The sequence below is a fragment of the Klebsiella sp. NPDC088457 genome (genome assembly GCF_044900465.1).
Classification (GTDB): Bacteria; Pseudomonadota; Gammaproteobacteria; order Enterobacterales; family Enterobacteriaceae; genus Klebsiella.
Genome location: NZ_JBJDNH010000023.1, coordinates 90740 through 97029 on the forward strand (window position 1 = coordinate 90740; position 6290 = coordinate 97029).

Sequence of the window (6290 nt, forward strand, 5' to 3'; positions counted from 1 at the left end):
TTAATGGCCCTGTTGGATACTCCGGCAGGGTCGCTTTTTCTGGAGTAAACCACCATGTCTGAAGGCTGGAACATTGCCGTACTGGGCGCAACGGGCGCCGTAGGCGAAGCCCTGCTCGAAACCCTTGCTGAACGTCAGTTCCCGGTGGGCGATATTTATGCGCTGGCGCGCAACGAAAGTGCGGGTGAACACCTGCGTTTTAACGGTAAGTCGGTCATTGTGCAGGATGCTGCCGCGTTTGACTGGACCCAGGTACAGCTGGCTTTTTTTGCCGCGGGCGTCGAAGCGAGCGCGGCCTATGTTGATGAAGCGACCAATGCCGGCTGTCTGGTTATCGATCTCAGCGGCCTGTTTGCGCTGGAGCCGGACGTTCCGCTGGTCGTGCCGGAAGTGAACCCGTTTGTGCTGGCCGATTATCGTAATCGCAACCTGATCGCGGTACCCGACAGTCTGACCAGCCAGCTGCTGACGGCGCTGAAACCGCTGATTGATGACGGTGGTTTATCGCGGATTGGCGTGACCAGTCTGATCTCCGCCTCGGCGCACGGTAAAAAGGCCGTTGACGCGCTGGCCGGGCAGAGTGCGAAGCTGCTTAACGGTATACCGATCGATGACGACGATTTCTTCGGTCGTCAACTGGCGTTCAACATGCTGCCGCTGCTGCCGGATCGTGAAGGCAGCGTGCGCGAAGAGCGACGTATCGTCGACGAAGTCCGCAAAATCCTCCAGGATGACGGGCTGATGATTTCGGCCAGCGTCGTGCAGTCGCCGGTGTTCTACGGCCATGCGCAGATGGTGAATTTCGAAGCGCTGCGCCCGCTGGCGGCGGAAGAGGCGCGTGATGCCTTTGCCCGCGGCGAAGATATCGACCTCTCCGCCGAGCGCGAATTCCCGACCCAGGTCGGCGACGCTTCTGGTTCTGCGCGGCTCTCCGTGGGCTGCGTGCGTAACGATTACGGTATGCCGGAACAGATTCAGTTCTGGTCCGTTGCCGATAACGTCCGTTTCGGCGGCGCGCTGATGGCGGTGAAAATCGCCGAGAAACTGGTGCAGGAGTATCTGTACTGATGTCTGAGATGGAGCAACAGCCGGTCTATAAAATCGCGCTGGGCATCGAGTACGACGGCAGCAAGTATTACGGCTGGCAGCGGCAGAACGAAGTCCGCAGCGTGCAGGAGAAGCTGGAAAAGGCGCTCTCGCAGGTGGCGAATGAACCGATTACCGTGTTCTGCGCCGGCCGCACCGACGCCGGTGTGCATGGCACCGGCCAGGTGGTGCATTTTGCGACCCACGCGCTGCGCAAAGACGCGGCCTGGACGCTGGGTGTAAATGCGAATTTACCTGGAGACATCGCCGTACGTTGGGTGAAACATGTGCCGGATGACTTCCACGCCCGCTTCAGCGCGACGGCGCGCCGTTACCGATACGTCATCTATAATCACCGCCTGCGTCCGGCGGTGTTAAGCCAGGGCGTCACCCATTACCATCAGCCTCTGGATGCCGGGCGGATGCAGCGCGCTGCCCAGTGTCTGGTGGGGGAAAATGATTTCACCTCGTTTCGGGCGGTGCAGTGCCAGTCGCGCACGCCGTGGCGCAATATTAGCCATATTCGCGTGACGCGTTATGGCGCATATGTGGTGGTGGATATCAAAGCCAATGCCTTTGTACATCATATGGTAAGGAACATTGTCGGCAGCCTGATGGAAGTAGGGGCCGGTAACCAGCCAGAGAGCTGGATTGCAGAACTTCTGGCGGCTAAAGACAGGAAGCTGGCCGCCGCAACGGCAAAAGCAGAAGGGTTGTACCTGGTGTCGGTGGATTATCCGGCCCATTACGATCTGCCGGTGATGCCGATGGGCCCGCTGTTTCTGGCGGACTAACGTATAGACTTTATCTTTCAGGCCGTCTCGTTGTTGGCCGCACGGTGTGCCCCGGTTTATACGGCCGGAACTACCGGCTTGCGGCGGCGATGGCTGCTGACTGATTTTGTGTCGTGTCATTAAGGACTCATACAATATGGACCTGATTCGCTTTGTAATTGATTTCATCCTGCATATTGATGTTCACCTGGCCGAGCTGGTTGCCGACTACGGGATTTGGGTTTACGCCATTCTGTTTTTGATTCTGTTTTGCGAAACGGGGCTGGTGGTGACGCCGTTCCTGCCGGGAGATTCGCTGCTGTTCGTGGCCGGCGCGCTGTCGGCGCTGCCGACCAATGACCTGAACGTCCATCTGATGGTGCTCCTGATGGTGATTGCGGCGATCCTCGGCGATGCGCTCAATTACACCATCGGGCGGCTGTTTGGCGAAAAGCTGTTCAGCAATCCCAACTCGAAGATCTTCCGCCGGAGCTATCTGGATAAAACCCACTCGTTTTACGAGCGTCACGGCGGCAAAACGATTATTCTTGCGCGCTTTGTGCCGATCGTCAGAACCTTCGCGCCGTTTGTGGCGGGAATGGGCCATATGTCCTATCGTCATTTTGCGGCGTATAACGTGGTTGGCGCGCTGCTGTGGGTCCTGCTGTTTACCTACGCAGGCTACCTGTTTGGCGACCTGCCGATCGTTCAGGAAAACCTGAAGCTGCTGATTGTGGCGATTATTGTTCTGTCGGTGCTGCCTGGGGTGATTGAAATTATTCGCCACAAGCGCGCGGCGGCGAAGCAGCCAAAATAATCCTCATTCCCCTCTTTTCCGCGGGCGTATCACCGCCGCCCGCAGAAACGAGGGGGAGCGGTACGACCACTTTTTTATCCCATGTTACGGGATGTTATGATTTAATGTGCAACATTCATGGTCTGTAAGGGTCAAAAATGGCATTATGCGCCCCTTACGACAAAACTGGCATCGACCAGGTTCAGGCAGAAAGGTTATCAATGAGCTGGATTGAACGAATTAAAAGCAATATAACCCCCACCCGCAAGGCAAGCATTCCCGAGGGTGTATGGACCAAGTGCGACAGCTGCGGGCAGGTTTTGTACCGCGCAGAGCTGGAGCGCAACCTGGAGGTTTGCCCTAAGTGCGATCACCACATGCGTATGTCGGCGCGTAATCGCCTGCATAGCCTGTTGGACGAAGGTTCCCTGGTGGAGCTGGGAAGCGAGCTCGAGCCAAAAGATGTGCTGAAGTTCCGCGATTCAAAAAAATACAAAGACCGTCTGGCGTCCGCGCAAAAAGAGACCGGCGAAAAAGATGCGCTGGTGGTCATGAAAGGCACCCTGTATGAGATGCCGGTTGTCGCTGCGGCCTTCGAGTTCTCCTTTATGGGCGGATCGATGGGTTCAGTCGTTGGCGCTCGTTTCGTGCGTGCGGTTGAGCAGGCGCTGGAAGACAACTGCCCGCTGATTTGCTTCTCCGCCTCCGGCGGCGCGCGCATGCAGGAAGCGCTGATGTCGCTGATGCAGATGGCGAAAACGTCCGCTGCGCTGGCGAAAATGCAGGAGCGCGGCCTCCCGTATATCTCCGTACTGACCGACCCGACCATGGGCGGCGTATCGGCGAGCTTTGCGATGCTGGGCGATCTGAACATCGCTGAACCGAAAGCGCTGATCGGCTTTGCCGGTCCTCGCGTTATCGAGCAAACCGTACGTGAAAAACTGCCGCCGGGGTTCCAGCGCAGCGAGTTCCTGATTGAGAAAGGGGCGATCGATATGATCGTGCGCCGCCCGGAAATGCGTCTGAAGCTGGCCAGCATCCTGGCGAAGCTCATGAATCTCCCGGCGCCGGAGGCTTCTCACGAAGGCGAGGTGGTGCCAGCGGCACCGGATCAGGAACCAGAGGCCTGATAATTCAGAGGGCAGGCCTGACGGCGCTGCCCTTTTTTAATTATACGCGCCATCATTCAAGCGGCGGCAAGGCCGTATCCCCGTCAGGGTTGAGGGCGGCAGGCAGCGCGGGTCAGGTGCGCCGTCGGCGTCAGGCAGTTTGAAGGATGCAGCGTATTTACCGTTAACTCTCGCGGACATCATGGAAAAAGAACCTATTCCTCAGGCCACGTCGCCCCTGGCTACGTGGCTTTCCTATCTGGAACATCTGCACAGCAAAACCATCGACCTGGGGCTGACGCGCGTGAGCGAGGTCGCCGGGCGGATGGCGGTATTGCAGCCGGCGCCATTTGTCTTCACGGTGGCCGGCACCAACGGTAAAGGCACCACCTGCCGTACGCTGGAATCGGTGCTGATGGCGGCGGGCTATAAGGTCGGCGTTTACAGCTCACCGCATCTGGTGCGTTATACCGAGCGCGTGCGCGTGCAGGGCGCAGAGCTGCCGGAAGCGGCGCATACGGCCTCTTTTGCCGAAATCGAAGCGGCGCGCGGCGATATCTCCCTGAGCTATTTTGAGTTCGGCACGCTCTCGGCGCTGTGGTTGTTTAAACAGGCGCAGCTGGACGTGGTGATTCTCGAGGTGGGCCTCGGCGGCCGCCTGGATGCCACCAACATCGTCGACGCCGATATCGCAGTGGTCACCAGCATCGCCCTGGATCATACTGACTGGCTGGGGCCGGATCGTGAAAGCATTGGCCGCGAAAAGGCGGGTATTTTCCGCGCGGGTAAACCGGCGATCGTCGGCGAGCCTGATATGCCGCAGACCATTGCCGAGGTGGCCGCTGAGAAGGGGGCGACGCTACTGCGACGTGACGTAGACTGGCGCTATACCGCGCATGCGCAGGATTGGTCATTCAGCGACGGGCAGGGGGGAGTCGTAGGTTTACCGTTGCCTCAGGTGCCAATGCCGAACGCCGCCACGGCGCTGGCGGCGCTGCGCGCCAGCCCGCTCAAGGTCAACGAGCAGGCGATTCGTGACGGAATCCAGCGGGCGATGCTGCCCGGACGTTTCCAGATTATTCGCGAAGCGCCGCGCGTTATTCTCGACGTGGCGCATAACCCCCACGCGGCGGCCTGGCTCGTCGGGCGTCTCAAAAGCGCACCGAAAACGGGGCGCGTACTGGCGGTTATTGGTATGCTGCATGATAAGGATATTGCCGGTACGCTGGCGAACCTGACGGCAGAAGTGGATAGCTGGTACTGCGCGCCGCTGGAAGGGCCGCGCGGAGCGACCGCGGAACAACTGCTGGAACATCTGCGCGCAGGAAAAGCTTACGCTGACGTGGCTCAGGCATGGCAGGCGGCGATGACCGATGCCAGACCTGAAGATACGGTGCTGGTGTGCGGGTCATTCCACACGGTGGCGCATGTAATGGAAGAAATAGAGGCGGGGAGAATCGGTGGCGAGTAAGTTTCAGAACCGTTTAGTCGGGACGATTGTGCTGGTGGCGCTGGGGGTGATTATTCTTCCGGGGCTGCTCGACGGTCAGAAAAAACATTATCAGGATGAGTTCGCTGCGATTCCGCTGGTGCCGAAGCCGGGTGACCGCGATGAACCGGACATGCTTCCGGCGGCGACTCAGGCCTTACCGGCGCAGCCGCCCGAAGGGGCCGCCGAAGAGGTGAGGGCGGGGGATGCGGCCGCGCCGTCGCTGGACCCATCGCGGATCCCGGTTAACAGTAACAGTTTCGATGACGTGCAGGAGCCGGTTGTGGCGCCGAAGCCGCAGCCAAAACCGCAGCCGAAGCCTCAGCCTCCTCAGCCGAAGCCGGTTGAGAAACCGCAGCCGCCGCAGCAACAGCAGGTTGCGGTACAGACGCCGCCGCCGAAGCCGGCCGAGATTCCCGCACCGACCGGCAGAGCCTATGTGGTTCAGCTCGGCGCGTTGAAGAACGCGGATAAGGTCAATGAAATCGTCGCGAAGCTGCGCTCCTCCGGGTTTAAGGTCTACACGTCGCCTTCGACGCCGGTACAGGGTAAAATTACCCGCATTCTGGTGGGCCCTGACGCTTCGAAGGATAAGCTGAAAGGGCAGCTGGGCGACCTGAAGCAGCTCTCTGGCCTTAACGGCGTGGTGATGGGATATAGCCCGAACTAATCTGGCCCCCACTCCGCAGGTGACCGGCAAAGCTCCTGTCTGACGCGCTCTCAGGAGGCGAAGGGCAGCATGGCGTTGAATGTTTTTTCAGCGCCATTTTTATTTCTGTAGGGCACGGAAATCCCTACGCAAACGTTTTCTTTTTCTGTTAGAATGCGCCCCGAACCGGACGACAGGGCGTAAAATCGTGGGATGTTTATGGTCTGGATTGATTACGTCATTATTGCGGTGATTGGTTTTTCCTGTCTGGTAAGCCTGATCCGCGGCTTTGTTCGTGAAGCGTTATCGCTGGTAACCTGGGGATGTGCTTTCTTTGTTGCCAGTCATTACTACACTTACCTGGCTGTCTGGTTCACGGGCTTTGAAG

General features: G+C 58.9%; 7 protein-coding genes. All 7 read left to right on the forward strand.

Going from position 1 to position 6290, the window contains the following annotated elements:
* Nucleotides 1-54 precede the first annotated feature (54 nt).
* The gene (locus ACI2JR_RS16180; protein WP_132725771.1) at nucleotides 55-1068 is read left to right on the forward strand and encodes an aspartate-semialdehyde dehydrogenase; all 1014 of its coding nucleotides are present in this window, start codon (nucleotides 55-57) and stop codon (nucleotides 1066-1068) included.
* Nucleotides 1068-1880: a tRNA pseudouridine(38-40) synthase TruA gene (gene truA / locus ACI2JR_RS16185; protein ID WP_132725768.1), complete on the forward strand. Its 813-nt coding sequence runs from the start codon at nucleotides 1068-1070 to the stop codon at nucleotides 1878-1880. Before ACI2JR_RS16180 ends, truA begins: the two co-directional genes overlap by 1 nt.
* Before the next feature lie 136 nt (nucleotides 1881-2016).
* Nucleotides 2017-2676, forward strand: a complete 660-nt coding sequence (locus ACI2JR_RS16190; protein WP_132725765.1) for a DedA family protein — start codon at nucleotides 2017-2019, stop codon at nucleotides 2674-2676.
* Between the two features lie 200 nt (nucleotides 2677-2876).
* Nucleotides 2877-3785, forward strand: coding sequence for an acetyl-CoA carboxylase, carboxyltransferase subunit beta (accD, locus tag ACI2JR_RS16195; RefSeq protein WP_132725762.1), 909 nt, complete (start codon nucleotides 2877-2879; stop codon nucleotides 3783-3785).
* 181 nt (nucleotides 3786-3966) lie between these two features.
* Nucleotides 3967-5235: a bifunctional tetrahydrofolate synthase/dihydrofolate synthase gene (folC, locus tag ACI2JR_RS16200; protein WP_462478975.1), complete on the forward strand. Its 1269-nt coding sequence runs from the start codon at nucleotides 3967-3969 to the stop codon at nucleotides 5233-5235.
* Nucleotides 5225-5923 carry a cell division protein DedD gene (dedD, locus tag ACI2JR_RS16205; protein ID WP_132725756.1) on the forward strand — a complete coding sequence of 233 codons (699 nt, stop codon included), beginning with the start codon at nucleotides 5225-5227 and terminating at the stop codon, nucleotides 5921-5923. The genes folC and dedD overlap by 11 nt, the downstream gene beginning before the upstream one ends.
* Nucleotides 5924-6121: 198 nt before the next feature.
* Nucleotides 6122-6290, forward strand: a 169-nt coding sequence (locus ACI2JR_RS16210) for a CvpA family protein (RefSeq protein ID WP_462478976.1), incomplete at its 3' end; no start/stop codon positions are given.